We start from the raw sequence: 25,984 nt of genomic DNA, 5'->3' as shown, positions 1-25,984 counted from the left end.
TCAGCGTTGTCCTTCCGGGCCGCGTGCGCACACGCACGGCAGGGGCTGGATGCCGTTGAAGCCCTGGGTCGTGTAGCTGGTGGCGTAGGCGCCGGCGGACAGGATCCAGACCGGGTCGCCGGAGGCGACGGACGCGGGGACGCGCACCGGGTACCGGCCGCCGCCGTGGGCGTCGTCGCTGTCGCAGGTGGGGCCCGCGACGACGGCGGGCACGTACTCCTCGTCGGCCCGCCCCGCCTGGGCGGGGAAGACCAGCCGGTAGGTGAGCCGGTCCGTCTCGTAGAGGCCGTTGAACCTGCCCACACTCAGGTACAGCCAGCGGGTGCGCGTGCCGTCCGGCTGCGTCCGCTCGGTGAGCCGGTAGACGTGGGCGCGGACGGCGCCGTGGTCGGCGACCAGGTGGCGGCCCGGTTCCACGACGAAGCGGAGCGGGGCCGGGGTGAGGCCGGCCAGGCGTTCCATGCCCTCGCGGAGCACGGCGAAGATCTTGTCCAGGGGCGGGTCGAGGGGTTCGCCGCGGCGGTCGAGGCAGCCGAGCGCGGGCAGGCCGCCGCCGAGGTTGACGTGGTCGGGCACGACTCCCCGCGCGGTCAGGTCCTCCAGCACGTCGGCGAGGGTGTCGAGGGCCTCCTGCCACGCCTCGTACGTCATCTGCTGGGATCCGACGTGCACGGACAGGCCGGCCGGGACGAGCCCGCGGGCGGCGGCCGTGGTCAGGACCCGGACGGCGTCCCCGGGCGAGCAGCCGAACTTGCGGCTCAGGCCCCACAGGGCGCCGTCCCCGCTGGTGGCGAGGCGGCAGAAGACGCGGGCGCCGGGGGCGTGTTCGGCGACGGCCGTCACGTCCTGCACGCTGTCGGTGGCGAAGGTGCGCACGCCGAGCCGGTGGGCCTCGGCGATGTCCGTGTCGGACTTGACCGTGTTGCCGTAGTGGATCCGGTCCGCGGGCACGCCGGTGCGCAGGGCCTGGACGATCTCCGCGGGGCTCGCCGCGTCGAAGCCCGCGCCCCGGTCGGCGAGCCGGGCCAGCACCTCGTCCACGGGGCAGGCCTTCAGGGCGAAGCGGACCTGGACGCCGGGGAGTTCGGTCACCAGCCGGTCGTACTGGGCGGCGACGCCGTCGAGGTCGTAGACGAGGCGGTCGCCCGGGGCGGCGGCCAGTGCGGCGGCCAGCGGCGTGCTGATCCCCACGGTCACCGTTCCCCGGGCCCGGGCGCGGTGTGCCGCGCGGCGTCGACCAGGGCGGGCCAGCCTTCGGTCAGCAGGGCGAAGTCCGCCATGTCCCGGGGTGCCTCGTCCAGCAACCGGGCCCGCTGCCCGGTCAGCCGTTCGGCGAACTCCTCGTGGCGTCCGCCCAGTTTGCGGTAGGCGGTGTCGAGCCGGTCCAGGCGCCACTCGTTCTCGGCGCGGTCCAGGCCGGTGCTCTCGCGCAGCAGCTCCGCGATCCGCCCGGTCCGGACGTGGTGCCCGGCGTCCAGCAGCCGGTCGCCCTCGGCGGCCATCCGGTCGTAGACGTGGTGCAGGTGGAGCATCGAGAGCAGGAACTTCACGTAGCGGGTCTGGTAGGCGGTGAAGCCCGAGTCGGTACGGCGTTCGGGGGTGTGGAAGTTCTCGATGTGCCGGTTGTGCAGGATGCCGGGGAGCCGGGCGTCGTGGACCAGGTGGATGAGGAAGTAGTCGCTGCCGATGGTGTCGGTGGCCGGGGGCAGCGGGACGCGTTCGTACACCTCCCGGTGGAAGGCGATGTTGCACATGTCGACCCGCATGGGATCCACCAGGGTCAGCGTGGAGCGGTCCTCGGTGAAGGGGGCGGTGCCCGCTCCGGTGAAGGACTCCTCGACCAGCCGCCGCCGGTCCTCGGGCGAGCAGCCGGCGGGTGCCCACAGGCCGACGACCTCGTGGTAGACGCCCTCGTCGCGTCGGCGTATCTCCCCGATGTCGACGGAGAGTTCGCCGATGAAGGAGGCGCCGGCCAGGGACACCGGGCGGTGGGCGTCGGCGGGGTCGAGGTCGGTGCGCAGGCCCGCGGCCGTCGCGTCGGCGGCCGGCCTGCCCAGCCACGGCAGTTCGTGGTGGACGGGGAAGACCGGTTCGCCGGAGCGCAGTTGGTAGGCGCTGTCGGAGTCCCGGCGGTGCACGGAGTCGCAGCCGAGCGCGGCGGCCAGCAGGAAGGCGCGGTCGGTGCAGGAGCCGTAGGAGACGCCGGCCGGGAGCAGCAGACGCAGCAGCCGGTCCGGTTCGGGCAGCCCGGACCGTTCGACCACCCGGCGCAGGAAGGCCCGTTGCGGCTCCTCGCCGAGGTGGTGGACGGTGACGCCGTCGGTGCGCGGCAGCGCGGCCACGACACCGGCGTGCTCGGCTCGGGTCCTCGCGTCGCAGGAGTCGAGGATCAGGAGCTGGACGTCGGCGCCGAAGCGGGTGGCGGCGTGGACGGCCTCGCGGTGGATCGCGGCGATCGTGGCGGAGCAGGCCCGGTTGGTGGGCAGGGTCAGGCAGATCCGGTTCACTGTGCGCCTTCCCCGCCGGTCCAGGAGTCGAGGCCGAGCAGCCGGCGGCCGAGGCCGGTCAGTTCGGCGGGTCCGTACCGCAGGGCCTCCGGCCGGCGGGCGTCGCCGAGCAGGGTGCCGTTCCAGTCCGGGGTGGCGAGGTTGCGCCAGGAGTCGACGCGTGAGGTCCGCAGCCGGGTGTGCTCCTCCAGGGCGGGCATCATCGACAGGTACTGGACGGCCCGGACGGCCCCGTCGGAGCGGTTGGGTGCGACGCCGTGCGCCAGCAGCCCGTTGAAGATCAGCAGGTCGCCGGCCTGGAGGTCGGGCCGGACCACGGGGAACTCGGCGCGGTCGACGGCGGGCCGGATCGGGTCGCGTCCCGCCGGCTGGGCGACGCGCCACTCCTCGAAGCGGCGGAACAGCTCCGGTGCGCACTGGAAGCCGCCGAGTTCGGGCCGGGTGTCGTTGAGGGCGATGATGCCCTGGACCCGCTGCGGCAGGACGGCGAGGGTGGTGTCGACGTCCCAGTGCAGCTCGATGTCGAAGCCCTCGTCGGTGGGTTCGATCAGGGAGCGTGAACGGGTGCGTATGTTGGGCGGGTTGAGGTTCAGCCGGTCCAGGGTGACCCACAGCTCCTCGCAGTCCCACACGTCCACGAAGGCGTCGTGGACCCGTTGCGCCTGGCGGCTGTCCCACAGCAGCTGGTGGTGGTACGCCTCCACGAAGCCGTAGATGAACAGGTGCTGGTCGAGTTCGGAGCGGAACTCCGGTTCCTCGTACCAGGTGTCGGGGCGGTCGGGGTCGAGGCCCTGGAACTCCCAGGCGAACTCCAGCAGGCTCTTGGCCTCGCCGGGGGTGATGGCCTCGCGGACGACGACGTAGCCGTACGTCTGCCAGAAGGCGAAGTCCTCTTCGGAGAGGACCCGCAGGGGGCGGGACTTCTCCAGGTGGCGCAGGGGTGTCGGGGCGAGGTAGGTCTCGCCGTCCGCGCTGAAGTAGGGGCGGCCGGACGCCGCTCGATGGAGGAAAGGGGAGGGCTGGTGCATGCCGTCGCTCCGTGGTGATCGAACTGTAGCGCCCTCCCAAGCTGGACTAGACCAATTGGGGGTGTCAACGATTACCGGCCGGTACCCCCGCCAAAGTGCCGCCCAACTGCCGCCTGAATGCCGCAGGTTGGGCAACGGAAAGCGGCCGGCACCGGAGCCTCGGTGAGCTCCCGTGCCGGCCGCTGGTCCGACGGCGTGACTGGTTCAGCCCGCCACGACGGCTTCCGCCGCCGCCACCCCGCAGACGCGGGCGGCGCCGTGGGTGGCGATGTGCAGGGCGCCGCGCGGCGGGGCCTGCGGTACGCCCATCTCGACCACCACGGTGTCCGGGCGGGCGGCGAGCAGCACGTCCAGGGCACCGCCCATCCAGTCGTGCCGGTGCTCGTCGCGGACCACGGCGACCACCCGCCGGCCGGCCGCCGCCGCGAGGGCCGCACGGCCCGCGTCCGGTCCGCCGTAGGTGCCGGCCGTGCCGCCCGGCAGCAGCCGCTCCAGCTCGGCGGCGACGCCCCAGGGGGTCTCGTCGCCGACGGCGATGTTCGGGGCCGGGCTGAACCGGGCGACGTGGACCGGCTCGGTGACCGGCACGGACGCGCCGGACCGGGTCAGGGTCAGCGCGCGGCGGGCCGCCACCAGGCCGATCCCGGGCTCCGGCGCGACGGCTCCGGCGTCGTCACGCGCCCCGGCCGTCCAGCGCGCCAGTTCCCGCACCCGGGCCGCCGCGTCGGCCAGCCGCTCCTCGGCCAGCTCACCGGAGCGGACGGCGGACACCAGGGCGTCCCGCAGTCCCAGCACGGTGCCCTCGTCGTTCAGGCCGCCGCCGACGCAGATCGCGTCCGCGCCCGCCGCGATCGCGAGGACCACGCCCTGCTCCAGGCCGTACGTGCCGGCGATGGCCCGCATCTCCATGCCGTCCGTGACGATCAGGCCCTGGTAGCCGAGTTCGCCGCGCAGCAGGTCGGTCAGGATCCGCCGGGACAGGGTGCCGGGGCGGTCCGGGTCGAGGGCGGGGACGAGGATGTGCGCGCTCATGACGGCCCGGGTGCCGGCCTCGATGGCGGCGCGGAAGGGCGGCAGTTCGCGCTCGTACAGCGTCTTCACGTCCACGTCGATGCGCGGGACGGCGTGGTGGGAGTCGACGTTGGTGTCGCCGTGGCCGGGGAAGTGCTTGGTGCAGGCGGCGACGCCGGTGGACTGCAGACCCTCGACCCAGGCGGCGGTGTGCCGGGCCACCAGGTCGGTGTCCGCGCCGAAGGAGCGCACGCCGATGACCGGGTTGTCGGGGTTGGCGTTGACGTCGGCGGACGGCGCCCAGTCGAAGTTGACTCCGCACGCGGCCAGGCGGCGGCCCAGCTCGCGGGCCACGCCCCGGGTGAGGGCGGGGTCGTCGACGGCGCCGAGGGCGTGGTTGCCGGGGAAGGAGGAGCCGGTGCGCACGTCCAGACGGGTGACGTCGCCGCTCTCCTCGTCGATGGCGACCAGCAGGTCGTCGCGCTCGGCGCGCAGCTCGCCCGTGAGCGCGGTGACCTGCTCCTCGCTGACGACGTTGCGGCCGAACAGGGCGACGGAGGCGAGGCCCTCGCCGATGCGGCGGCGCACCCAGTCCGGAGCGGTGGTGCCGTCGAAGCCCGGCTGGAGCACGGCGAGGGCGTCGCGGCTCAGGGTGCCGCCCGCGGCGGAGCCGCTGCCGGACCCAGTGGTGGCGAGTGTGGTCATCGGCCGGGTCATCCCTTCACGGCGCCGTCGGTGAGACCGCTGACAGCCTTGCGTTGCAGGAAGATGAAGAGGATCAGGATGGGCAGCGCGAACAGGGACGAGGCTGCCATGGTGGCGCCCCAGTCGTCACCGAAGGCGGTCTGGAACTGCGACAGCCACAGCGGCAGGGTCTGCTTCTCGTTGTCCTTGTTGAGGATCAGGACGAGCGGGAACTCGTTCCATGCCGTGATGAAGCCGAACAGCGAGGTGGCCATGAGGCCGGGCGCGAGCAGCGGGAAGATCACCCTGCGGAAGGCCTGGATGCGGGTGCAGCCGTCGACCATCGCGGACTCCTCCAGCTCCTTGGGCACGGCGGCGACGTAGCCGCGCAGCGTCAGGATCGTCAGCGGCAGCACCATCATCGTGTAGAACACGGTGAGCGGGACCAGGCTGTCGAGCACGTCGTTGTCCCGGACGATCATGTACATGGCGATGATCATGACCTCCCAGGGGGCCATCTGCGCCAGCATGAACGTCACGATGAGCCCGCGCCGGCCCCGGAACCGCATCCGCGCGAGCGCGAAGGCGGCGAACAGGGCGATGACGAGGGAGAAGACCACCGAACAGAGCGTCACGGTGACGGAGTTGCCGACCAGCGTCCAGAAGTTGTCCGCGTCGACGGCCTTCTTGAAGTGGCTGAGGGTGACGTTCGTCGGGAACCACACCGGGTTCTCGGAGATGATGTCGCCGGTCGGCTTGAAGGCCGTCGCGAACATCCAGTAGACGGGGAACACGAAGCCGACGAAGAGAACGGCGGCGGTCGCGTTGGGCCACACCCGGCCGGCGAGCGAGCGCTTCACAGCTCGTCCTCCTCTTGCTTGAGCACCATGCGCAGGTAGTACGAGGTCATGACGAGCAGCACCAGGATGGTCAGGAACGAGATGGCCGCGCCGACGCCGAAGTGCTGGTTGCCGACGCCCTGGACGAAGGCGTAGATCGGCAGCGTCTCGGTGAGGTGGTCGGGGCCGCCCTCGTTGATCGCGAAGATCTGCGGGAACGCCTTGAAGATCCAGATGACCTCGAGGAAGGTCGTGGCGTACAGGAAGGGCCGCAGGAAGGGGAAGGTCACCGAGGTGAAGCTCTGCCAGGCACCGGCGCCGTCCAGGGACGCGGCCTCGTACAGCTCCCTGGGGATCGTGGTGGTGGCGGCGTAGAGGTTGATCGCCACGAACGGGACCGACTGCCAGACGAGCAGCAGGATGATCACGGTGAACGTGGAGACCTGGCCGCCGGTCCAGTTGTAGTCGGCCATGGAGTGCCAGCCCAGCTTGTCCAGCACCCAGTTGACGACGCCGAAGCGCTGGGCGAACAGCCACTGGTAGACCGTGGTGGACGCGAGGATCGGCATGGCCCAGGCGAGGACGAGCCCGACCATGAGCAGCAGCCGCATCCTCCTGCCGAGGCGGGCCAGGAGCAGTCCGACCAGGGTGCCGATGACCATGATCAGGACGACGTTGATCGCGGTGAAGACCAGGGAGCGCTCGACGACGTGCCAGAAGTCCGAACCGGTCAGGACCTCCTTGTAGTTGTCGAATCCGTTCCACTCGGTGAGGTGCTGGATGAGCTGGCGCGGATTGAGGTTCTGGAACGACAGCATGCCGTTCTTGACCAGGGGCCAGCCCAGCAGGACCAGCGTGGCCAGCAGCGCGGGCAGCAGGAGCAGGTAGGGGGCGGCGCCACCGCGGCGGGACGGGGACCCGGAGCCGTGGTCGGCGTCCCTGGGCGGCCCCGGTGTCCGGGCCTTGTGGACAGCGGGCCCCCCGGCCGTGTCCGTGCCTTCGGTCTGCACTGACATGAGTTGCCATCTCTTCCGTGGCGGTACCGGCCGTGCCTGTCGTACCGGCCGTACGAACGACTGAGCCGGGGGGTGTCCGCCGACACCCCCCGGCGCGGGTCATCAGTTCTGCTGCGCCAGGCGCTTGTTGATCTCGGCCTCGACCTGCTTGGCCGCGTCCGCCGGGGCCTTACCGTTCAGCACCGCGGTCATGTAGGACTTGATCGGGTTGGGGGTGTTCTCCACCGCGGCCCACGCGGGGATCAGCGGGGTGGTGCCACCGGCCGCCGCGCCGGGGGCGGCGGCCTCGGCGGCGCCGTTGCCCTTGAGGTTGCTCTCCAGGGACTCCTTGTTCGGGATGACGCCGTTGAGCTTGGCCAGCTGGCCCTCGAACTGGTCGGACAGGGCGATCTTCAGGAACTCCTTGGCCAGGGCCTGCTTCTTGCTGCCCTGGGCGACCGCCAGGTTGGAGCCGCCGAGGAAGACGCCCTCGGGCTTGTCGGCCGTCTCGCCCGGGATGGTGAAGTAGCCGAGGTCCTTCTCGATGGCCTTGTTGGCCTGGATCGCCGTGCCGGCCTCCCAGCCCATGCCGATGAAGGCGCCGGTCTTGCCCTTGGCGAAGATCGTGGCCTGCTGCGGGGTGGCCTCGTCCTTGTCCTTGGGGGCCTTGGAGTAGGAGGCGTACTTCTTGTAGATCTCCATGGCCGCGGTGACCTTGGGGTCAGCGAGGTTGGAGACGTACTTGTCGCCCGCCTTCTTCACCAGGTCGGCACCCTGGCCGATGGTCAGGCCGTCGAAGAAGTACCAGTTCTGGCCCGGCAGGTAGAGCGGCTCGGCGTCGGTCTTCTTGCCGATCGTGTCCAGGTCCTTGTAGAAGTCCGCACGGGTCTTCGGGGTGTCCTTGATGCCGGCCTTGGCCCAGATCTTCTTGTTGTAGATCACGACGCGGTTGGCGAAGTACCACGGGGCGGCGTACTGCTTGCCCTCGTACACGGAGGACTGGGAGACCGACGGGGTCCAGTCCGAGCCGATCTGCTGCTTGAGGTCGCCCAGTTCGGCGAGACCGCCGGTGGCCGCGTACGCGGGGGTCTGGGTGTTGCCGACCTCGATGACGTCCGGCGGGTTGGACTCGGAGAGGGCGGTGGTGATCTTCTGCTGGATCCCGTCCCACTTCTGGATCTCGAACTTCAGCTTCGCGCCGGTCTTCTTCTCGAAGGCGGCCTGCACGTCCTTGGACCACTGGGGCGGAGCGGAGCCGTCCATCGTCCAGACCGTCAGGGTCTGGCCCTTGAAGCTGTCCGGTCCCGCGTTCTTGCCCGTGTCCTTGCCGTCGTCGCCGCCGCACGCCGAGACGGAGACCATCATGCCCGCGATCACGATCGCGGCAGCAAGCTTGCGCTTCACGCCACCCTCCTCAGGGATGCCACTTATCCCCCCACGCCCTCGGCGGTGACCTGCGTACGACGCTGTTGCACGTAGGGCTCGGGACCTGGCCACTAATGGTGTAGACCAGTACGCTGGAGCTTGGCCTAGACCTTTTGAGGTGTCAAGGGTGGTTCGGAAGACGATCCGGGCCGTTACGAGAAAGTCACCGGAGCGCGCCCATCCCCTTGCGACCGGCGCGCCTGCTGGACTAGACCTGTCGACCTCAGTTGGACTAGACCATAGGGCAGTTGGTCGCTATAACGGGAGCCCCCACACACTCGGCCGGGAAGGCAGGCATGGCCACCGACGTCAGCAGCGCCCAGCACTCCAGGGGGGCGCCCCGCCGCGCCGCGCGCGTGCCGAAGTACTACCGGATCAAACAGCAGGTCCTGGAGATCACCCAGGCGCTCCAGCCGGGCTCGGCCATGCCGGCGGAGCGGCTGCTGGCCGTCCGGTTCGGCACCTCCCGCACCACCATCCGGCAGGCCCTGCAGGAACTGGTCGGCGAGGGCCGGCTCGACCGCATCCAGGGCAAGGGCACCTTCGTGGCCCAGCCCAAGCTGTACCGGACCCTGCAACTCACCTCGCACACCGAGGACATGCGCGCCCAGGGACTGGAGCCGGCCTCGCAGGTGCTGGACATCGGCGAGATCGCGGCGGACGCGGGGCTCGCCGAACTGCTCGGCATCGAGGTCGGCGACCGCGTCCTGCGCATCGAGCGGCTGCGGCTGGCCAGCGGCGACCCCATGGCGATCGAGACCACCCACCTGTCCGGGCGCCGCTTCCCCGGGCTGCGCCAGTGGCTCACCACCCACCCGTCGCTGTACACGGCCCTGGCCGAGGTGTACGGCGTCCATCTCGTCGAGGCGGACGAGACGATCGAGACCTCGCTGTCCACCCCGCGCGAGGCCCATCTGCTCGCCACCGACGTGGGCCTGCCGATGCTGCTGCTGTCGCGGCACTCGCGGGACGCCGACGGCACACCGGTGGAGTGGGTGCGCTCGGTGTACCGGGGCTCCCGCTACAAGTTCGTCGCCGCGCTGCGCCGCCCCGTGGCCGGACCGTCCGCCGGCCGCGCCCGGGAGAACGGGTGAGCGACCCGCACCCCGCCGGGCCCGGGCCGACGCTCGCCGTCGCGCTGGTGCGAGCCCGGGAGGCGGCCTGCCTCACCCAGGATGAGCTCGCGGTGCGCTCGGGGCTGAGCGTGCGGGCCATACGCAACCTGGAGACCGGGCACACCGCCCGGCCCCGCAGGCAGTCCCTCGTCCTGCTGGCCGAGGCGCTGGAGCTGGCACCGGGCGAGACCCGGCGCCTGTTACGGCTGCCCCGGGGGGAGCAGCCGCCCGCGCGGGCGCCCCGGGCCGGCCCCGCCGAACTGCCCGCGGCGCCCCGCCGCCGGCTGGTGGGCCGGGAGCGGCTGGTGGAGACGCTGGCGGCCCGCCTCCCCGGGCCCGGCGGACCCGCGGTGGTCGTCGGGCCACCGGGCGCCGGGAAGACCGCGCTGGTGCTGCACACCGCCCACGCGGTGCGCGACCGGTTCCCGGACGGGCAGCTCTACGTCGACCTGCACCCCGCGTCCTGCCGGCCCTTCACCCCGGATCTGCTGGTGCGCCGCATCCTGCGTTCGCTGGGCGACGCCGTCGCCGCGCGCGATCCGGAGGAGGCACGCGCCCGGCTGCGGGACGCGCTCAGCGGTCGCCGGGTGCTCGTGGTCCTGGACAACGCCGTCTCCGAGGCGCAGGTCCGGCCCCTGCTCGTGGACGGCGGGCGCAGCGCCGTGCTGGTGGCCGCCCGCCGTGAACTGTCGGCGCTGCCCGAGCAGTTCCGTGCCCCCGTCGGCCCGCTGGAGTCCGGTGACGCCTACCGGATGCTCGCCGACCTGGCAGGTGCCCGGCGGACCGCGGCGCAACGGCCGGCGGCCCTGCGCATCGTGCGGTCCTGCGCCGGGCTGCCGCTGGCGCTGCACATCGCGGGCCTGTGGCTCACCGCACGCCCGCACCGCGGCCTCGCCGACCTCGCGGACCGGCTGGCCGAGGAGGGTGAGCGGCTGGGTGCGCTGCGGGTCGGCGACCTCTCCCTGGACGCGAGCGTGGCCGCCTACTACCGCCCGCTGCCGCCGGCGTCCCGCGCCGCCCTCCATGAACTGAGCGAGATCGAGAGGGAGTTCTGGTTCGAGGACGTGGTCTCCCTGCTGTCCCCGTCCCGGCGGCAGGCCATGGACCTGCTGGAGGACCTGCTGCACCGGCAGCTGGTCCGGGCGGGCGAGCCGGACCGGGCCGGGCGGGTCCGCTACCGGCTGTACGACGCGGTCCGTCTGTACGTGGCGCACGGCACCGTACCGGCCGGTCCCTGCCGGCCGGGACGCCGGGCCCGGGACGCGGGTGGACGTGGGCGGGCCACCGAGGCCTCGTAGAACGGCGTTGTCCGTGCCGACGCGCCGGTGTGATGATGGCGAGCGTGTCCGAGAACGGGGAAAAGCGCCAGTGGGTGTTGACGCAGGTGTCGCTCGTCGTCAAGGGAGCCGACCTCCGGCCCGCGGAGATCACGTCCTTCCTCGGTGTCGAGCCCACCGGTGTGCGCGAGCCGGGACCCAGCAGGTGGAGCCGTCCGGACGAGGTCGACGGGGAGTGGGGCGTCGACTGCGGCTCCGACGTCAGCCGGGACTTCCACGAACGGCTGGACACCATCCTCTCGACGGCGGAGAGCAAGCGGGCCGAGCTCGTGCGACTGGCCGAGCAGGGCTACGAGGTGATCGTCGGCATCTACGGATTCGCCGGAAACGACTGCAGCCTCACCCTCCACCCGGAGGAACTCAGGCGTCTCGCGCTTCTGGGTTTCCCGCTCCGGGTCGCGGCGAATATGAACGAGCGCTGAGTGACGCCGATTACTACTGATCGACATGAATGGAACGTGGAACGACGTTGAAGCCGTGGGGTAGTTTGAGCACCTCCCTGGTCGTGTCGGGGCAGGAAGTCGATTCCGCTTCTCTGCTCGCGGAGTTGCGGCTCGCCGGCAGCGACGATTTCTCCTCGGCCAAGGGCGTGGACGTCTGTTCCGGCCCCGGCTGGGCCACGCTCAGTGTGGACGAGCGGCACTCGGCGAGCGCCGACGAGCAGGCCGCCGAACTCGTCGCGCTCCTCACCCCGCGCAGGCCGGCGCTCGACGCGCTGAGGAAGGCGGGGCGGTCGGTGAAGGTCGACGTGGCGGGCGTCGCCGAGTCCGGTTCGAAGCTCGCCCTCTCCCCGGGCGTGCTCGCCGGTCTGGCGGAGCTGGGCCTCCCGGTCACCTTCACGACGGTCCGGGCCTCCGGCGAGGACGAGGAGGACCCGTTGGCCTGGCTCGGCTGACCCCCCTCCCCCCTCGGACTAGTCCAGGAAGGCCGTCTCGATCCAGCGGCGGACCGCGCGGGGGCGCATCCGGTGCAGGCGGCCGACGGTGTCGGCGACCTGTTGCGAGCCGCCGACCGACAGGAACTTCTCGCGCACCAGGTCGGCGTGGCCCGCCCGGGTCTCCGGGCCGGCGGCGCCCACCGGGATCAGCCGGGTGCGGGAGACCGTGCGGCCGTCCGTCAGCCGTACGGTGACCCGGGCGCCGGTGGCCTTGGTGGACCGGGAGAAGTCCCGGTCGTCGGCCCGCGCGGCGCCGACCAGGTCCACCAGCTCGTCCCCGCCGAAGCCGCGCAGCCAGGGCACGGCCAGGTCCCCCGCCTCGCGCACCGCCTCGCCGAACGGCGCGTCGGACAGGAAGAGTTCGCGGGTCATGTCGGTGTCGTGCTCCAGCCGGATCCGCTTGGCCAGCGCCCAGCGGTCGAGGTCGTCCACGTGCGGCGAGGAGAAGTCGTCCACCGAGAACTCGCCGGTGAGCAGGGTGGTGGCGACCGGGTAGGGCACGTCGAGCACCAGCGCGCCCAGCGGGGAGCCGGGACCGGTGACGTACTGGGCGGCCCGCTCCCCCGCGAACAGCGTGTACAGGGACGCCTCGACGACCACCTCGGCCACGTCCCCGGGCTTCACGGCGCCGAGTTCGCGGTGGATCTCGGCGGCGCAGTCCACGGCCGCGTCGATGCCGGGGCCGCCGGGGTGCATCTTGAACGACAGGGTGTCGGTGTGCCAGCGGCGGCCCAGCCCCTTCGCCACCGCCTGCGGCAGCGGCACGGTCGCGAACCGGGCCAGGAAGCCGTCGCTGTGCTCCATGATGTCCGGGGCGCCGCGCAGCCCGGCGTGCGCCGCGTCGCAGGCGTCCATGGCGGTGCGCACCGGGGTGAACGTGTTGAACAGTCGGGCGTCGCTGGCCAGGAAGGCGCGCATCAGCGGCCAGTTGGGCATGGCGAAGGCCAGCCCGAAGGCGTTCTCGAAGAGGCCGGCGGAGGCCCGGTCGCAGTGCAGGCGGCCGGCGACGGCGCCGGCCAGGTGGGTGTGCACGGCGCTCTGGCCGCGCAGCGGTCCCAGGGTCGCCGAGGCGGTGATGCGGGCCGCGCACTCGTTGGCGGCGACCACGGCGGTCAGCAGCGAGAGCCCGTCCAGCTGCCGGGCGTAGGCGAACGCGAGCGGGACGGCGACCGTGGAGTTGGACAGGTGACCGGCGTACGCGGTGTCGTCCAGGTTGAGCCAGGAGCCGAGCGCGGCGAAGACGCCCGCCGCCTGCCGGGGGTCGCGCTGCATGGGGTGTCCGAAGGCGGCGACCAGCTTGCGGCCCAGGGGGTGCTGGAGACCGGCCCGGATGGAGGCGATCTGCGACAGCACCTGGCTGGCCGCGAGCTTCAGCACCCGGCAGGGGATGTGCTGGGGGCGCAGGGTGGCCGCCCAGTGCGAGAGCTCGCGCAGCGGGGTGTCGGCGGGGGTACGGCCGCGGCCGGCCCGGGACGGGGCGGGTGCCTGCGCGGCCCAGTCGTCGCACAGGGCCCGGGCGACGCTCTCCCCGAGGACAGCGGTCATGAGGCGGGTACCTTCCTTGCCGTGCGTGCGTCGGGGTCGGGGGTACGGCTGCGGGTGACACGACGGCGGGAGCACCGGCGAGCCGGTGCTCCCGCGGTCAGGTGCGTGTTCAGGCGGCCGGGACCTTGTCCAGGAAGCCGTAGACGGCCTTGATCTTGCCCTCGGCGTCGGTGACGAGGACGTCGAAGCCGATCGCGATCGGCTCGGCGCCCGGCTCGGTCACCAGGCCCCACTGGAAGCGGGCCTGGTCGTGGTGGGCGTCGACGGTGCCGTGCAGCTCGAAGGCGAGGCCCTTGAACTGGTCGCGGGCACCGGCCACCACGGCCCCGAAGCCCTCGTGTCCCTCGACCGCGGCGAGCGGGTCGATGTACGGGGCGTCGGCGGTGAACAGCTCGGCGATGGCCGCGGCGCGCTTGTCGGCGTCCGCCTCGTTCCAGATGTCGAGGTAACGGGAGACGGTGGTGGTCAGGTCGCTCATGCGGGCGTTCTCCTCTGTGACGTGCTTGCTTGTTCTTCGGACGGGTGGCTCGGTGCGGGCTTTCAGGGGGTGGCCGGCGCCCAGACCGGCAGGGCGCCGGGCAGCACCTCGAAGGTGGCCTTCGCGCCGATGCCGTGCTGGTACTCGCCGTCGTGCTCCAGCGGCAGCCGCCGGCCGTCGGTCCGCTCGACGGTGATGCTCCGGCCGCGCGCGTACACGGTCGCCCGGTGGTCCATGTGCGCGGCGTTCAGGGTGAGTCCGGGGACGTCGGCCGCGGCGATGCCGTCGCCGATGACGCAGACGTCGAGCAGTCCGTCGTCGAGCAGCGAGTCCGGCAGCACGTGGAACCGGCCGCCGCGGTAGGGGCCGCCGCCGACGTTGGCGAGGACCGTGGGGCCCTCGTGCACGACCTTGCCGTCCACCGTGACCCGGCCCGGGTAGGGCGCGTAGCCGGCGGCGGTGTCGGCGAAGGCGCGGGCGTAGCGCTCGCGTCCGGACAGCGGCAGGTCGCGGGCGGTGATCAGCGCGTCGGCGATCACACCCGAACAGGCGCCGAGGTAGACGTAGTTGCGGGTCTCCGTGAGGCGGGCCAGGTCGAGGCGGCGCAGGCGGGCGCTGCCGCCGATACCGCCGTCGGTGAGGATCGCCTTCAGGGATTCGCTCCACGGGCGTTCGCCCCAGAGCATCTTGTAGCCCGAGTTGCCGGTGCCGCCGGGCACCACCGCGAGGGTGGCGTCACCGGTGACGGGCACGAGGCCCTGGACGGCTTCCCGGACGGTCCCGTCGCCGCCGATGACGACGACGAGGTCGGGTGCCCCGGCCGGCCGCTGCAGGGCCCGGCGCACGGCGACGGTGGCGTCGCCGGGGCCGGTGGTGAGGTGCACCTCGGCGCGCTCCAGGTAGGAGGCGCACAGCTGGCGTACCTCCTCGACCAGTTCGGGCGAGTGGCTGCCGGATGCGGGGTTTCCGAGGACGAGTGCCCGGGTGGGAGCCGGGGCTGCGGTGTCTGCCATGTCGGGCGTACTCCTTCGTCGGACGGCACCGGTGGACCGGGCGGCGTTCAGCGCCCCGGCGTCGCGGCGGTCTCCACTGTGCCGGGGGGCGCTGTCACGGGGCTGACGTGCGGCTGACGCGGCCGGCGGGGGCGTACGCACGGACGTCCGGCCCCCGGGGAAGGGGGCCGGACGTCCGTGGGCGGATGGGTGTCCGTCACTCCTTGGCGAACGCCAGCAGGTCGGCGTTGAGCCGCTCCGCGTGGGTGGCGAACAGCCCGTGGGCGGCTCCTTCGTAGGTGAGGAAGGTGCTGCCGGGTATCAGGTCCGCGGTCCGCGGTCCGCACAGCGGGTAGGGCGCCGCCAGGTCGGCGGTTCCGTGGATCACGAGGGTGGGCACCGTGACGGCGGCCGTCTCGGCGCGCTGGTCGGTGCTGAACAGGGTGCGGTAGATCTCCGTTCCGGCTCGGGGCGAGGTGTTGCGGCACATGCCGATGAGCCAGTCGGCGAGTTCGCGTGAGATCGGCAGGTCGTCGGGGTCGGGGTCCGGGCGGCCGGTGAAGAACGGCCAGGTGAGGGCGGCGAGCCAGGCGGCCCGGTCGGTGCGGATCGCCTCCTCGACCTGGTCGAACAGTTCGGGCTCCAGTCCGTCGGGGTGGTCCGGGGCGCGCATCAGGAACGGGGTGGTCGAGGCGACCAGGGCCAGCTTCGCCACCCGGCCGGTGCCGTACCGGGACAGGTAGCGCACGCACTCGCCGCCGCCGACCGCGTAGCCGACCAGTACCGCGTCCCTGAGGTCGAGGTGGTCGAGCAGGTCGGCGAGGTCACCGGCGAGGGTGTCATAGTCGTAGCCGTTCCAGGGGATGTCCGAGCGGCCGCTGCCGCGCCGGTCGTAGGTGACGCAGCGCAGACCCCGGCCGGCGAGGAACGGCGCCTGGAACTCCCACATGCGTGAGTCGGCCATGGCCGCGCCGAGGAGCACCACGGGCCGTCCGTCGCCCCAGTCGCTGTAGTGCAGCCGGGTCCCGTCCCGGGTGGTGAGGTGGGGCATGTCTGCTCGCCTCCTTCGGAAGGGTCGGGGTGCCGGGGCTCACTTCCGGGCGGTACGGCCGGGGGCGGCCAGCACCAGCAGGGAGGCGAGGACACCCAGGCAGATGAGCGGGATCAGGGTGACGGCGAACGCGTGCGGGTAGGCGCCGGCCCCGCCGCCGTGGTCCGCGAGCACGGGGAAGAAGACCGTGCCGGCGACGGCGACGCCGACGGCGGCCCCGCCCTCCTGCGCGGTGTTCAGCAGCCCGGAGGCGGCCGCCGCGTGCTCGGGGACCGCGCCGCCCAGCACCAGGTTGGTCAGCGGACCCGTGGTCAGGCCCATGCCCAGCCCGGCGACCAGCAGGGCCGGCAGCAGCCACAGCACATGACCGCTCATGCCGAGGTCCTGCACGGTCAGGGCGATCGCGGTGTAGCCGACGGCGAGGACGAGCGGACCGGCGGCCACCCGGCGGGCGTTGACGGAGGCGGCGAACCGGGCGGAGACGACGGAGGCACCGAAGTATCCCGCGCCGAGCGCCAGGAAGACCAGTCCGGACTCCAGCGGGCTCAGGCCGCGGCCGAGCTGGAGGTAGAGGGCGAGGGTGAAGAAGAACGAGCCCATGGCGAGGAAGTAGACGACCGTGGCGACGAGGCCCGTCGAGAAGATCCGGGAGCGGAACATGCCCGGCTCGATCAGCGGGCCGCGTCCGGCGGCCGCCTTGCGGCGCAGGTGCCACACGGTCACCGCCAGCAGGACGACCGCGCCGGCCAGCGACTCCCACACCCACACCGGCCAGTCGCGCTCCTGGCCTTCGAGCAGCGCGAAGACCACCAGGCCGAGGGTCACGGTGACCAGCAGGGCGCCGGCCAGGTCCAGCCGGGTGCCGCCCTGGCCGCGGGACTCGGGGATGGTCCGGCGGGTGCAGGCGAGGGAGAGCAGGCACAGCGGGACGTTGATCAGGAAGATCGTGCGCCAGCTCAGGCCGGCCACGTCGACGGAGATCAGCGCGCCGCCGATGAACTGGCCGAAGACGCCCGCGAGTCCGATGACCAGGCCGTAGACGTTGAAGGCGCGGTCGCGGGCCGCGCCGGTGTAGACGGTGCCGATGATGCCCAGCACCTGGGGCACCATCAGCGCCGCCGAGGCGCCCTGGGCGATGCGGGCCACGACGAGGACGGTCACCGTGGGCGCGAAGCTGCAGGCGGCCGAGGCCACCATGAACAGCGCCATGCCGAGGGCGAACATCCGCCGGCGGCCGTAGAGGTCGCCGAGCCGGCCGCCGGTGATCAGGCCCGAGGTGAAGGCGACGCCGTAGCCGACGACGATCATCTGGGCCTGGGCGGCGGTGGCGTGCAGGTCGGCCTTGATGGCGGGGACGGCCACGTTGGCGATGAAGAAGTCCAGCACCGTGATGAACGTCCCGACGAGCACCACCAGCAGGGCTCCGGCCGAGGGGGCGGCGGCCGGGGCGCCGGCCGCAACGGTCCGCTCGCGCCCCTCCACCGCGACGTCCGGGCTTGCTTCAGAAGTCATGACGACTCCGTTTCCTTGTTTCTTTCGCTGTCGGTTGTCCGGTGCACCGGATTCCTCCGGTCACCAGGTCACGGGAAGGCCGGTCACCCCGTGGAAGACGGTCCCGCGCCGGAAGAGCGTGCGGGGGTCTGCCGCGAGGCGGAGGTTCGGGAAGCGGCGCAGGAGGGAGCGCAGGGCCAGCTCCATCTCCAGCCGTGCCAGCGGTGCGCCCTGGCAGTAGTGCGGGCCGAAGCCCCACTGCAGGTGGCCGCTGGTGTCGCGGTCGGGGTCGATGCGGTGGGGGCAGGCGAAGACGGACTCGTCGTGGTTGCCGGCCGGGACCGAGATGACGACGGCGTCGCCCTTCTCGAAGGTCACGCCGCCCACTTCGACGTCCTCGACGGCGAGGCGGACCATGGCGTCCTGCGAGATCGACCAGTAGCGCATGGACTCCTCGATGAACGCGGGGATCAGCGCGCCGTCGTCGGCGGCGACCCGGTCGCGCAGGTCGTCGTCGCGCAGCAGGGCGAGGACGTTGAGGGCGATCTGGTTGGTGGTGGTCTCGTGGCCGGCGACCAGTACCAGGCGGGCGATGCCGACGAGTTCGTCGAGGCTGAGGGCGCCGGTGGCGTGGTGGTTGACGGCGAGCCGGCTGATCAGGTCGTCGCCGGGGTCGGCGAGCTTGCGCAGCGCGAGCTTGGCCAGGTACTCGGACATCTCCACGAAGGCGGCCTGGGAGACGGCCGGGTCCTCCTGGGAGATGGTGACGCGGGTCTTCTCGATGAAGAAGGGCGAGTCCTCCTCGGGGACGCCCAGTAACCGCGCGATGACGAGGGTGGGCAGCGCCCGGGAGAAGACGGCGTGCAGGTCGGCCGGCTGGGGCTGGGCGGCCAGTTCGTCCAGCAGCTCGTCGACGAGGCGCTGGACCGGCTCGCGCAGCCGCTTGACGCGGCGGGCGGTGAACTCGGTCTGGATCATGCCGCGCAGCCGCGCGTGCTCGGGGTCGTCCAGGCGGAGGAACGAACTGGGGTTGCCCCCGGGCGGCACCTGGATGCGCACGGGAGCGCCGGGTAAGGTCTCGTCGGCGCTCAGGCGGGGGTCGGCCAGCGCCTGCCGTACGTCGGCGTAGCGGGTGACCAGCCAGGCCAGGCGGGATTCAGCGGCGCCCGCGGGAATCCGTACCACGCACGGGGGTGCCTTGCGCAGCTCGGCCAGGAGGGGCGGTGGGGCGCCGTCCTCGGTCCGGGCGAAGGGCCAGTCCAGGATGTCGGTGTGGTCCGCGAGTGACATGTTCGTCCTCCATGTTCGGGGGGCAAAGGTGTTCCTCGGCACCGACTCTCTCTCTGCGTGGGGGCACGGTGAGGGGGCCCGGCGGGCCACGAAGAGGAATGACTCCCTCCGGGGCACGCGCGGACGTGGTACGCCACTGTCGCGCAGCTCCCTGACACCGCGCTGACGCAGCGCTGACACGGGTCCCTGGCGGGCCCGTGCGAGTCGGTGGGGGGAAGGCTGTTAGCGCGTGGCGGGGGCGGCGGTCCGCCGGTGGGCGGTGGCCGGGGCCCGCCGGAGCGAGCGGGAGTGGCGCGGGTGTGCTGACGCGTCGCCCGGACTCGGTTCACGAGCGGGGAGCTGCGCGGTTCTGCGGCCGGGTAGGCCGTGGTGCGGGCCCGAGGCGGGGGTGGGGGCCATGACGGGCGTTCTCCTCACGTCGGTCGCGCCGGCGGCGAACCGGGGCGACGGCGGGCGCGTGCGGTGGTAATGACTTTGCCAAGGAGAACTGACCCGGGGCTGATCACGGGCTGACGTGGGAAAGCCGCGCGGGAACGGGGTGTTCCAGCCGCGCGGTGGGGGTGCGGGGGGCGGTCCGGTTGTCCGCGGTGCGGTTCGGGGCGGGGCCGTGGTGGGGCACGGCCCTCCTGACACCCGGAGGGGGACCGGCTGTCACCAGGTGACGGGCAGCTCCTCCAGGCCGTAGACGAGGGTGTTCTGGCGGAAGCGCACGTCCTCGGCCGGCAGGGCGAGGCGCAGCGTGGGGAAGCGCTCGAAGAGCATGCTCAGGCACACCTCCAGCTCCATGCGGGCCAGCGAGGCGCCGGGGCACAGGTGCGCGCCGAAGCCGAAGGCGAGGTGGCCGGAGGCGTTGCGGTGGATGTCCAGGCGGCCCGCGTCGGGGTACACCGACTCGTCGTGGTTGGCGCCGGGGATCGCCACGATCACGCCCTCGCCCGCGCGGATGCGCGCACCGCCCAGGTCCACGTCGGCGACCGCGGCCCGCACCTGGTTGTCCTGCGAGATGGACCAGTAGCGCAGGAGTTCCTCGACGGCCGGCTTGTACAGGCCGGGGTCGGCGCGCAGTTCGGCGAGCAGGGCGGGGTCGCGCAGCAGGCTGAGCACGCTGAGGCTGATCTGGTGGGCGGAGGTCTCGTGCCCGGCGACCAGGAAGAACCGGGCCATGGCGACGAGTTCCTGGTGGGTCAGCTCCCCGGTCGCCACGTAGCGGGTGACCAGCCGGCTGATCAGGTCGTCCTGGGGTTCGGCGGTGCGCCGGGCGGCGAGCCGGTCGAGATAGCCGGTCATCTCGACGAACGCGCCGTACGTCTCCTCGGGGGTCGCGTCCTGGGAGAGGATGACCCGGCTCTGCTCGGTGAAGGTCGCCTCGTCCTCCTCCGGGACACCGAGCATCCGGGCGATGACCAGCGACGGCAGCCGTACGGCGAAGTGCTCCACGAGGTCGACCGGGCGCGGGCCCCGTTCCAGCTCGTCCAGCAGCCGCTCGACGAGGAGTTCGACCTCGGGGCGCAGGGCGCGGGTGCGGCGGGCGGTGAACTCGGTCATCGCCATGCGGCGCAGCCGGCCGTGTTCGGAGCCGTCCATGCGGTTGAACGACATCACGCCGGGCTCGGGCGGGAGCTGGATGCGGATCGGGAAGCCGGGCTTTTGGTCGTCGGCGCTGAAGCGGTTGTCGTTGAGCACCTGGCGGACGTCGGCGTGCCGGGTGACCAGCCAGGCCTCGCCGCCGCGTATCCGCACCTTCAGCGGGGGATCCTTGCGCAGCCCCTCGTACGCGTCCGGTGGCGCGTAGGGGCAGGAACGTGGCATCGGCCACTCGGGCAGCTGCTGCTCGCATTCGGACATGACATTCCCTCCGTTGGCTGGTTCCCTTGGCCGGTTCCCAGCGTTGGAGACATCCTGATGAGCGCCGCTGACGGATATCTGATGGATGACTGACAGGTTTTCGGCCAGTAAATGGCTGGTTTTCCGTTGGTAAAGGCGGTCGGCCGACTTTCTTCGCCTCGACCGGACCCCCGTCGGGCGTTCGGGAATTCGGGCACGATCGGGCTTCCGTCCGGGAATTCGGGCACGCTCGGGTCTCCGGGCGGGTGCGGAGAAGGCGTGCGCGCACAACGGAACGGGGGCCGGCGGTGTTCCGCCGGCCCCCGTCGGGCCTTCGTACCTGACGTGCGTCAGGCGGTCTCGGGCACTGCGTCCGGCCCGGACGCCTTCGCCCGCGGCAGCAGTTGCACCAGGGCGGCCACCAGGACGCAGATCGCGGCCTGGACGAACAGGCTGGTGCCGAACGCGTGGGCGTAGGTGTGGGCGCCGGTCCCGTGCCCGGCGACGCTGAAGAAGACGACGCCGATCACCGCGATGCCGATGGCGTTGCCCATCTCCTGGGCGGTGGAGAAGACGCCGGACGCGGCGGCCGCGTGGTGCGGGGCGACGCCCTCCAGGACCAGCGAGGTGAGCGGCGCGACGACGAAGCCCATGCCGACCCCGCCGAGCACCATGGCCGGGATGCACCAGCCGACGGAGCCGCTGGTGTCCAGGTGCCACACCGTCTCGGCCAGCGCCACGTCGCCCGCCGCGAGCAGCAGCGCGCCCAGGGCCAGGACCTGCTTGCCCAGCTTGGCCGCGACCTTGGGCGCCTGCACCGAGCCGATGAAGAAGCCGAGGCCGAGCGGGACGAACAGCAGCCCGGAGCGCAGCGCGGACTGGCCGCGGCCCTCCTGCAGGTACAGCGCGAGGACCAGGAAGAAGGAGGCCATCGCGGCGAAGAAGACCAGCAGGGAGACCACGCCCACGCCGAACGCGCGGTCCTCGAACAGGCTCGGGTTGACCAGCGGCGACCGGCCGCGGGCGGCCTTGCGTCGCTGGGTGTACCAGAACGCCCCGAGCAGCGGCACGGCGGCGGCCAGGCACTCCCAGGTCCAGGTGGGCCAGCCCTGTTCACGGCCCTCGACCAGCGGCAGCACCACGGCGGTGAGCCCGGCGGTCACCAGGACGACACCGGTCAGGTCGAGTCCGGTGTGCCCGTCGGCACGGGACTCGGGCACCAGCTTCGGCGTCAGCAGCAGGACGACGGCACCGATCGGCACGTTGATCAGGAAGATGGTCCGCCAGTCCCAGCCGAACACGTCGGCCTTGATCAGCAGACCGCCGATGAGCTGGCCGAAGACGGCCGAGGCGCCCAGGGTCAGGCCGTAGGCGTTGAACGCCGCGACCCGGGCCTTGCCCGCGTAGGTCGTGGTCAGGATGCCGAGGACCTGCGGGATGACCAGGGCCGCCGCGGCGCCCTGCACCGCGCGCGCCGCGATCAGCTCGCCCATGTTCGGCGCGATGCCGCACGCCAGCGAGGCGAGCGTGAACAGCGCCAGGCCGAGGGAGAAGATCCGCCGCCGGCCGTAGAGGTCGCCGAGCCGGCCGCCGGTGATCAGCATGGCGGACAGGCCGATGTTGAACGTCGCGGCGACGAGCTGGATCTCGGCGCTGGTGGCGTGCATCCCGCGCTGCAGCGAGGGGATGGCCACGTTGACGATGAAGAAGTCGAGGTTGGTGATGAACAGGCCGGCCAGCACGACCAGGAGCGCACCCCAGGCGGGTGCGCCGGCCGCCTCCTCGATGTCCGGTGGCGGTGCGGCCGAGGCCGCGCTGCCGGTCAGTTCCGCTTCGGTGGTCATGACGACCCTCCTAGGTCGTTTCGTGCTGGTGGGGTGGACGGCCGAAGGTGTCCGTGATGCACGGCAGGGCACGGGACGGCACCCAATACGGTCATCGGGTCACTGTCCCGCGCCCTGCTGACACGGCGCTGACACGGCCTCTTCGGCTCAGCTCACGCTGGTGGCCACGGCTCGCTGCAGGCGGTGCGCGAAGTGCGCGGTGACCGCCTGCGCGTGGGTGTCGATGTAGAAGTGGCCGCCCTCGTACTCGTTGTGGCCCAGGTAGACGGGGGTGCGGCCGGCCCAGTGCGTCATGGCGTCCGGGGCCTCCTGGAGCGGGTCGCTGCGGCCGCCGTACGAGGCGAGCGGGCAGGTGACACCGGCGCCGTCGTCGTCGTAGTCCCCGGCGACCCTGAGGTCGGAGCGGAGCGCGGGCACGACGAGCGCGAGCATCTCGGGGTTGTCGTAGACCTCGGCCGGGAAGGAGCCCAGCTTCTTGATCCACTCGACCAGCTCGGGCTCCGGCATCCGGCTCTGCTCCTCGGTCGGCTTGAAGAAGCCCACCGGCGACCAGCCGGACATCCCGACCATCACCGGGGTCCGGTCGCCCTCCTCCTGCATCCGGATGGCCAGCCGGAAGGCGAGCTGGGCGCCGAGGCAGTGACCGAAGAACGCGAACGGACGCTCGTCGAGGTCGTTGACGACCGCCTCGTGCAGGGCGTCGAGCAGCGGCCAGAACTCCTCGTACGTCGGCTCGTCCCGGCGGTTGTGGCGGCCGGGCAGGGTGACGGCCTGCGGGGAGATGTCCGGCGGCAGCAGCCGTTCCCAGTCGCGGTAGATGATGGCGCCGCTGCCCGCGTGGGGCAGCAGGAACAGCCGGATCGAGGCGTCGGGCGAGGGCTCCACGGGGTGGAACCAGTTGCCCTCGCTGGACATCTGACTGCCGATGGTGCCGATGGCGGAGGTCACGACTGCGTACTCCCAACGATGGTGGACGAACCGAGGGCGCGTACCGCGGGCAGCAGCACCTCGGCGATCTCCTTCAACTGCGGCTCGGGATCGAGGGAACCGATCCGCACGACCAGGTGCCGGGCACCGGCGCGGACGTAACCGCCGAGCCATTCGGCGCACTTCTCGGCACTGCCCCAGGCGTACGCCTGGATGCTGCTCATCTGCTCCAGCGAACGGCCGTAGTAGTGGCTGATGTAGTGCTCCAGTTCGGCCCGGGCCGCGCGCTCGTCGCTGTTCACCGTCACCGTGGCGTACAGCGCCGGGGTGACCGTGCGGCCCGCCTCGGCGGCGAGTTCGGCGATACGGCGGCTGGCCCGGCCGTAGGCGTCGACGTCCGGCAGGAAGGGCAGCCAGCCGTCGTAGCGGGTGGCCGCGCGGGCGAGCACCTTGGGGGTGTCGCTGCCGGCCAGCCACAGCGGCGGGCCGCCGGCGACCGCGGGCGACGGGAGCCGGTCCAGGTGCTCCGACTGCCAGTACTTCCCCTGGAACTCGGCGGGTTCGCCCTCCTCGCCCGAGCGCCAGGCCGTGCGCCACAGCGCGGTGATCTCGTCCAGACGGCCGACCCGGCCCTGGAAGGAGGCGCCGACGGAGGCGAACTCCTCCTCCGTCTCGGCCATGGGGAAGCCCGAACCGAGGCCGAGGACCAGCCGGCCGGCGGCGACGTGGCTGAGGCTCGCGATCATGTTGGCGCCGATGAGCGGGTGGCGCAGGGCCGGGGTGAGGGCGGCGGTGCCGACGGTGATCCGCCGGGTCGCCGCGGCGGCGGCCGACAGGACGACGAGGGGGTCGAGGCGGGGGCGCGCGGTGAGTGAGTCGCCGGCCCACAGGGAGTCGAACCCGAGGTCCTCGGCCCGGCGGGCGAAGTCCAGCAGGGGGGCCGCCGCGTAGCTGCCGTTGATGGCCTGCTCCCGGGTGGGCAGCAGGATGCCGATCCGCAGGGGCTCGGTGCTCATGGACAGTCCTTCTCGACGAGGGGCTTGGAGGGTGACGTCATACGGTGCTCGCCAGCGGGTCCCGGGCCGGCGCCGTCAGCCGCTCCCGCACCGCGCGGCGCAGGATCTTGCCCGAGGGGTTGCGGGGCAGCGACTCGGCGAAGTGGTAGGTGCCGGGGATCTTGTAGTCGGCGATCCGGCCCCGCAGGGACAGCAGCAGCTCGCGCGGGGTGGCGTTCGCGCCGGGCCTGAGCACCACCACGGCGTGCACGCTCTCGCCCCAGCGGTCGTCGGGGAGCCCGACGACGGCGGCGTCCGCGACGGCCGGGTGGGCGGCCAGCGCCTTCTCCACCTCGGCCGGGTAGATGTTCTGGCCGGCGACGATGATCGTGTCGTTGATGCGGTCGCACAGGTGGAGGTAGCCGTCCTCGTCGAGGTAGCCGGCGTCGCCCATGTGCAGCCACTCCCCCACCAGCGTGCGGGCGGTGGCCTCGGGCAGGTTCCAGTAGCCGAGCATCCGCGAGGGGGCGCGGACGCAGATCTGGCCGATGGCGCCGGGCGGCAGCGCCTCGCCGTCGGGGCCGACCACCTTCACCTCGTTGCCGGGGCAGGGCTTGCCGACGGAGGTGAGGACCGTGCTGCCCGGGTGGTGCGCCTCGGGCGGCAGGCACACCGCCACGCTGCCGGTCTCGGTGCTCGCGTAGATCTGCGCGAACTCGCAGCGGTAGGTCTCCAGGCACTGCTTGAGCAGCGTCTCGGACATGGGCGCCGCACCGTAGGCGATCTTGCGCAGGGAGGCGAACGCCTCGGGTCCCGCGCCGCGTTCGGCCGCCATCGCCTGCAGCATGGCCGGGGCGGCGAAGGTGGTGGTGACGCCGTGGGCGCGGATGAGGCGCACGGCCTCCTGCGGGTCGAACTGCGGCATGATCACGTTGGTGCCGCCGGCGTTGAAGGTGTGCAGGAACCAGCCGATGCCGGCCACACCGAAGCCCGGCAGGGAGATCAGCGCCACGTCCTCGGGCAGCCAGTCGATCCAGTCCACGCCCCGCTCGCGGCTGGCGTGCGGGAGCGTGAAGAAGCTGCGGTGGGCGAGGACCGCGCCCTTGGGCAGACCGGTGGTGCCGCTGGTGTAGATCTGGATGACCGCGTCGTCCGGCCCGGTGCCCGGCGCCGGGTCGGTGTCGGGCTGGTCGGCCGCCCAGGCCAGCAGGCCCGCGCCGCGGGCGGGTTCGCCGTCCGCGTCGGTGCCGTCGACCCGGATCACCCGGCGCAGCCCGCGCAGCTGGTGGCGGACGGTGGCGACGGTGTCCCAGAACTCGTCGTCGACGAAGATCAGCGCGGCACCGGAGTCGCGCAGGATGTGGTCGACCTCGCTCGGCGTGAGCCGCCAGTTGACCGGCACCAGGACGGCGCCCGCCTTGGCGCAGGCGATCATCACCAGGTAGTAGTTCGCCGACTCGCGGCCCAGGTACGCGACCCGGTCGCCGCGCCCGACCCCGCTGGTGCGCAGGGCGTGCGCGGCCCGGTTGCTGTCGCGGTGCAGCTTCTCGTAGGTGGTGACCCGGCCCTCGCAGACGATCGCGGGGTGGTCGGGGCGGCTCCCGGCGTGGGCGCGGGCGGCGTGGTGGAGCGTCCAGCGCTCCCTCGGTGTCTCAGTCATCGTGGTTTC

At 72.4% G+C, this 25,984-nt stretch carries 22 protein-coding genes; 4 read left to right on the top strand and 18 right to left on the bottom strand.

What is annotated here, in order from left to right; genetic code table 11:
- The 7 genes from B446_RS28190 to B446_RS28160 form a co-directional block, all read right to left on the bottom strand.
- Complete coding sequence (locus tag B446_RS28190) at window positions 1-1,197, bottom strand: type III PLP-dependent enzyme (protein WP_020942834.1); 1,197 nt, start codon at window positions 1,195-1,197, stop codon at window positions 1-3.
- On the bottom strand, window positions 1,194-2,507 hold the full coding sequence (locus B446_RS28185) for a DUF6271 family protein (RefSeq protein WP_020942833.1): 1,314 nt from the start codon (window positions 2,505-2,507) through the stop codon (window positions 1,194-1,196). The genes B446_RS28190 and B446_RS28185 overlap by 4 nt, the downstream gene beginning before the upstream one ends.
- The gene (locus tag B446_RS28180) at window positions 2,504-3,535 is read right to left on the bottom strand and encodes a phytanoyl-CoA dioxygenase family protein (RefSeq protein WP_020942832.1); all 1,032 of its coding nucleotides are present in this window, start codon (window positions 3,533-3,535) and stop codon (window positions 2,504-2,506) included. The genes B446_RS28185 and B446_RS28180 overlap by 4 nt, the downstream gene beginning before the upstream one ends.
- A 204-nt stretch (window positions 3,536-3,739) precedes the next feature.
- On the bottom strand, window positions 3,740-5,251 hold the full coding sequence (locus B446_RS28175; RefSeq protein ID WP_020942831.1) for a glycoside hydrolase family 3 protein: 1,512 nt from the start codon (window positions 5,249-5,251) through the stop codon (window positions 3,740-3,742).
- Window positions 5,252-5,259: 8 nt separating this feature from the next.
- Complete coding sequence (locus B446_RS28170; RefSeq protein ID WP_020942830.1) at window positions 5,260-6,090, bottom strand: carbohydrate ABC transporter permease; 831 nt, start codon at window positions 6,088-6,090, stop codon at window positions 5,260-5,262.
- Window positions 6,087-7,085, bottom strand: a complete 999-nt coding sequence (locus B446_RS28165; protein ID WP_020942829.1) for a carbohydrate ABC transporter permease — start codon at window positions 7,083-7,085, stop codon at window positions 6,087-6,089. Before B446_RS28165 ends, B446_RS28170 begins: the two co-directional genes overlap by 4 nt.
- A 102-nt stretch (window positions 7,086-7,187) precedes the next feature.
- Window positions 7,188-8,468 (bottom strand): extracellular solute-binding protein, encoded by a 1,281-nt coding sequence (locus tag B446_RS28160; protein WP_020942828.1) that lies wholly within the window; start codon window positions 8,466-8,468, stop codon window positions 7,188-7,190.
- A gap of 317 nt (window positions 8,469-8,785) precedes the next feature.
- On the opposite strand from B446_RS28160, the gene B446_RS28155 reads away from it, so the two are divergent.
- The 4 genes from B446_RS28155 to B446_RS28140 all read left to right on the top strand — a co-directional run bounded on the left by B446_RS28155 (window position 8,786) and on the right by B446_RS28140 (window position 11,836).
- Complete coding sequence (locus B446_RS28155) at window positions 8,786-9,583, top strand: GntR family transcriptional regulator (protein WP_020942827.1); 798 nt, start codon at window positions 8,786-8,788, stop codon at window positions 9,581-9,583.
- Window positions 9,580-10,902: a helix-turn-helix domain-containing protein gene (locus tag B446_RS28150; RefSeq protein WP_020942826.1), complete on the top strand. Its 1,323-nt coding sequence runs from the start codon at window positions 9,580-9,582 to the stop codon at window positions 10,900-10,902. Before B446_RS28155 ends, B446_RS28150 begins: the two co-directional genes overlap by 4 nt.
- A gap of 44 nt (window positions 10,903-10,946) precedes the next feature.
- Window positions 10,947-11,363 (top strand): DUF4279 domain-containing protein, encoded by a 417-nt coding sequence (locus tag B446_RS28145; RefSeq protein ID WP_020942825.1) that lies wholly within the window; start codon window positions 10,947-10,949, stop codon window positions 11,361-11,363.
- A gap of 83 nt (window positions 11,364-11,446) precedes the next feature.
- Entirely contained in the window at window positions 11,447-11,836 is a 390-nt protein-coding gene (locus B446_RS28140; RefSeq protein ID WP_148305754.1) for a hypothetical protein, read from the top strand.
- Window positions 11,837-11,854: 18 nt separating this feature from the next.
- On the opposite strand, the gene B446_RS28135 is transcribed toward B446_RS28140, so the two are convergent.
- The 11 genes from B446_RS28135 to B446_RS28085 all read right to left on the bottom strand — a co-directional run bounded on the left by B446_RS28135 (window position 11,855) and on the right by B446_RS28085 (window position 25,975).
- Complete coding sequence (locus B446_RS28135; protein WP_020942823.1) at window positions 11,855-13,423, bottom strand: MmgE/PrpD family protein; 1,569 nt, start codon at window positions 13,421-13,423, stop codon at window positions 11,855-11,857.
- A 109-nt stretch (window positions 13,424-13,532) separates the two neighbouring features.
- Window positions 13,533-13,901 (bottom strand): nuclear transport factor 2 family protein, encoded by a 369-nt coding sequence (locus B446_RS28130; RefSeq protein ID WP_020942822.1) that lies wholly within the window; start codon window positions 13,899-13,901, stop codon window positions 13,533-13,535.
- A 62-nt stretch (window positions 13,902-13,963) separates the two neighbouring features.
- A complete protein-coding gene (locus B446_RS28125; protein ID WP_020942821.1) occupies window positions 13,964-14,914 on the bottom strand; it encodes a diacylglycerol/lipid kinase family protein in 951 nt (316 codons plus the stop codon).
- Between the two features lie 196 nt (window positions 14,915-15,110).
- Window positions 15,111-15,944: an alpha/beta fold hydrolase gene (locus B446_RS28120; RefSeq protein ID WP_020942820.1), complete on the bottom strand. Its 834-nt coding sequence runs from the start codon at window positions 15,942-15,944 to the stop codon at window positions 15,111-15,113.
- A gap of 39 nt (window positions 15,945-15,983) precedes the next feature.
- On the bottom strand, window positions 15,984-17,456 hold the full coding sequence (locus tag B446_RS28115) for an MFS transporter (RefSeq protein ID WP_043476559.1): 1,473 nt from the start codon (window positions 17,454-17,456) through the stop codon (window positions 15,984-15,986).
- 60 nt (window positions 17,457-17,516) lie between these two features.
- Window positions 17,517-18,725, bottom strand: a complete 1,209-nt coding sequence (locus B446_RS28110; RefSeq protein WP_020942818.1) for a cytochrome P450 — start codon at window positions 18,723-18,725, stop codon at window positions 17,517-17,519.
- 651 nt (window positions 18,726-19,376) lie between these two features.
- Window positions 19,377-20,570, bottom strand: a complete 1,194-nt coding sequence (locus B446_RS28105; protein ID WP_020942817.1) for a cytochrome P450 — start codon at window positions 20,568-20,570, stop codon at window positions 19,377-19,379.
- 329 nt (window positions 20,571-20,899) lie between these two features.
- On the bottom strand, window positions 20,900-22,393 hold the full coding sequence (locus B446_RS28100; protein ID WP_020942816.1) for an MFS transporter: 1,494 nt from the start codon (window positions 22,391-22,393) through the stop codon (window positions 20,900-20,902).
- Between the two features lie 147 nt (window positions 22,394-22,540).
- Complete coding sequence (locus B446_RS28095; RefSeq protein WP_043479253.1) at window positions 22,541-23,308, bottom strand: thioesterase II family protein; 768 nt, start codon at window positions 23,306-23,308, stop codon at window positions 22,541-22,543.
- 29 nt (window positions 23,309-23,337) lie between these two features.
- The gene (locus B446_RS28090) at window positions 23,338-24,336 is read right to left on the bottom strand and encodes an LLM class flavin-dependent oxidoreductase (protein ID WP_020942814.1); all 999 of its coding nucleotides are present in this window, start codon (window positions 24,334-24,336) and stop codon (window positions 23,338-23,340) included.
- A gap of 37 nt (window positions 24,337-24,373) precedes the next feature.
- Entirely contained in the window at window positions 24,374-25,975 is a 1,602-nt protein-coding gene (locus B446_RS28085) for a fatty acid--CoA ligase (RefSeq protein WP_020942813.1), read from the bottom strand.
- Between the last annotated feature and the right edge of the window lie 9 nt (window positions 25,976-25,984).

It is taken from the genome of Streptomyces collinus Tu 365, from assembly GCF_000444875.1.
GTDB lineage: Bacteria > Actinomycetota > Actinomycetes > Streptomycetales > Streptomycetaceae > Streptomyces > Streptomyces collinus_A.
Note: the sequence above shows the minus strand (reverse complement) of the source record. Positions and strands in the feature narration are given on the sequence as shown.

Excerpts from the sequence above, each read along its gene's own strand:
- B446_RS28155 (WP_020942827.1), top strand. The coding sequence starts at position 8,786 with ATGGCCACCGACGTCAGCAGCGCCCAGCACTCCAGGGGGGCGCCCCGC.
- B446_RS28085 (WP_020942813.1), bottom strand. The coding sequence starts at position 25,975 with ATGACTGAGACACCGAGGGAGCGCTGGACGCTCCACCACGCCGCCCGC.
- B446_RS28115 (WP_043476559.1), bottom strand. The coding sequence starts at position 17,456 with ATGACTTCTGAAGCAAGCCCGGACGTCGCGGTGGAGGGGCGCGAGCGG.
- B446_RS28120 (WP_020942820.1), bottom strand. The coding sequence starts at position 15,944 with ATGCCCCACCTCACCACCCGGGACGGGACCCGGCTGCACTACAGCGAC.
- B446_RS28090 (WP_020942814.1), bottom strand. The coding sequence starts at position 24,336 with ATGAGCACCGAGCCCCTGCGGATCGGCATCCTGCTGCCCACCCGGGAG.
- B446_RS28110 (WP_020942818.1), bottom strand. The coding sequence starts at position 18,725 with ATGTCACTCGCGGACCACACCGACATCCTGGACTGGCCCTTCGCCCGG.
- B446_RS28100 (WP_020942816.1), bottom strand. The coding sequence starts at position 22,393 with ATGACCACCGAAGCGGAACTGACCGGCAGCGCGGCCTCGGCCGCACCG.
- B446_RS28175 (WP_020942831.1), bottom strand. The coding sequence starts at position 5,251 with ATGACCACACTCGCCACCACTGGGTCCGGCAGCGGCTCCGCCGCGGGC.
- B446_RS28180 (WP_020942832.1), bottom strand. The coding sequence starts at position 3,535 with ATGCACCAGCCCTCCCCTTTCCTCCATCGAGCGGCGTCCGGCCGCCCC.
- B446_RS28165 (WP_020942829.1), bottom strand. The coding sequence starts at position 7,085 with ATGTCAGTGCAGACCGAAGGCACGGACACGGCCGGGGGGCCCGCTGTC.
- B446_RS28095 (WP_043479253.1), bottom strand. The coding sequence starts at position 23,308 with ATGTCCAGCGAGGGCAACTGGTTCCACCCCGTGGAGCCCTCGCCCGAC.
- B446_RS28125 (WP_020942821.1), bottom strand. The coding sequence starts at position 14,914 with ATGGCAGACACCGCAGCCCCGGCTCCCACCCGGGCACTCGTCCTCGGA.
- B446_RS28135 (WP_020942823.1), bottom strand. The coding sequence starts at position 13,423 with ATGACCGCTGTCCTCGGGGAGAGCGTCGCCCGGGCCCTGTGCGACGAC.
- B446_RS28130 (WP_020942822.1), bottom strand. The coding sequence starts at position 13,901 with ATGAGCGACCTGACCACCACCGTCTCCCGTTACCTCGACATCTGGAAC.
- B446_RS28105 (WP_020942817.1), bottom strand. The coding sequence starts at position 20,570 with ATGTCCGAATGCGAGCAGCAGCTGCCCGAGTGGCCGATGCCACGTTCC.